Here is a 1,219-nt window from a genome sequence, read left to right on the forward strand (position 1 = left end):
TACACCACTAAAAGTCATTCTCGTTCCCTTTACTGAAGTACCTGATTGTTTATTTTCAGCCGAAACTCCTAGATACTTTTTAAACTCTTTATATGTGCTAAAGCGTTCCACGTCACCAATTGCTCCAATAAGGGTACACGCCCAATTATCGCTCATCACAGGGAAGGAATATAATAATTCTGTATAAGGGTGAGGCTCAATTCCTTTATCTAGGTTTCCATGAAGTAGTTCTTGAATGTGATCATCAATCCCTTTAATACTTTCTTCAATCCGCAACGCTTCTTCAATAATCCATTTTTGCCTTCCAACTAGATGGGGGACATCAATCCCTATTGAATTTGATGCCACCTCTGCTAATGTCTTAGAAGCTTTTTTAGCCACTGTTCTAGCTCCAGCCTTACTAATTGCTTGGCGTAACTCCTCTTCTGTAGCTAACTTTAAATCTTGCCCTGTAGGATACTTTAAAACAAATCTCATTACAGAGGGTGAACCTAATTTTTTAAATGCCACTTTAAGGTCTGGATGCGTAACTACTAAAAGCTGCTGAACCTGATTTTTACGCCGTGTTAATTGAGTGTTCAATAACCATCTGTCACGAGTTAAAGAACGGAATATAGATTGTGTTACAGAAGCTGGTCTAAGGAGATTAATCCCTTTCATATTGGGATGTAAAGTCTTATGCCAACCCATATAGGACATGATTCTCGCATCAACTGGATCTGATTTCTCAGTAATACCTAGCTGTTTTTCACGAAAATCTTTTACAGCTGAATTCTCCACTAAGTATACTTCATATTTACTCTTAAGAAGGACTTGTTGAAGCAGATAAGAGTAATGACCACCCGTCGGCTCCAGTAGAACTAAGAAGTCTTCTTTCTGAAGTCCAAATTGTTTTTTTGTTTGTTCTAAGGCTTCTAAAAACTGTGTCATTCCCATGCTATCTGCATTAAATTTCATTGTTTTAGCCCTCTTCCACTCACGTCCCTTGGGATCAAGGAAAGCTTGAAAGGGAATACAAGCTGCAACGTGGAAAGAAGCCCCGATATCAATACCTACAAAGAATTGGTACACCTTTCTTTTATTCTCTTGTTCTTCTTTTGGTTCATCAATAAAACTAAAAGGAGCTATCATATTTTCGTTCATTTGTAATGCCTCCAAGCGATATATAAATCATCTGACCGTCCAATTTTCTATTAGAGCTTAATGCCCAATGTAGTAT

At 37.7% G+C, this 1,219-nt stretch carries 1 protein-coding gene; it reads right to left on the minus strand.

Annotation, left to right across the window (positions count from 1 at the left end):
* Window positions 1-1,143, minus strand: a 1,143-nt coding sequence (locus KVT27_RS23250) for an IS110 family transposase (RefSeq protein WP_217582031.1), incomplete at its 3' end; no start/stop codon positions are given.
* Between the last annotated feature and the right edge of the window lie 76 nt (window positions 1,144-1,219).

Source organism: Lysinibacillus sp. GbtcB16, assembly GCF_019091145.1.
Classification (GTDB): domain Bacteria; phylum Bacillota; class Bacilli; order Bacillales_A; family Planococcaceae; genus Lysinibacillus; species Lysinibacillus fusiformis.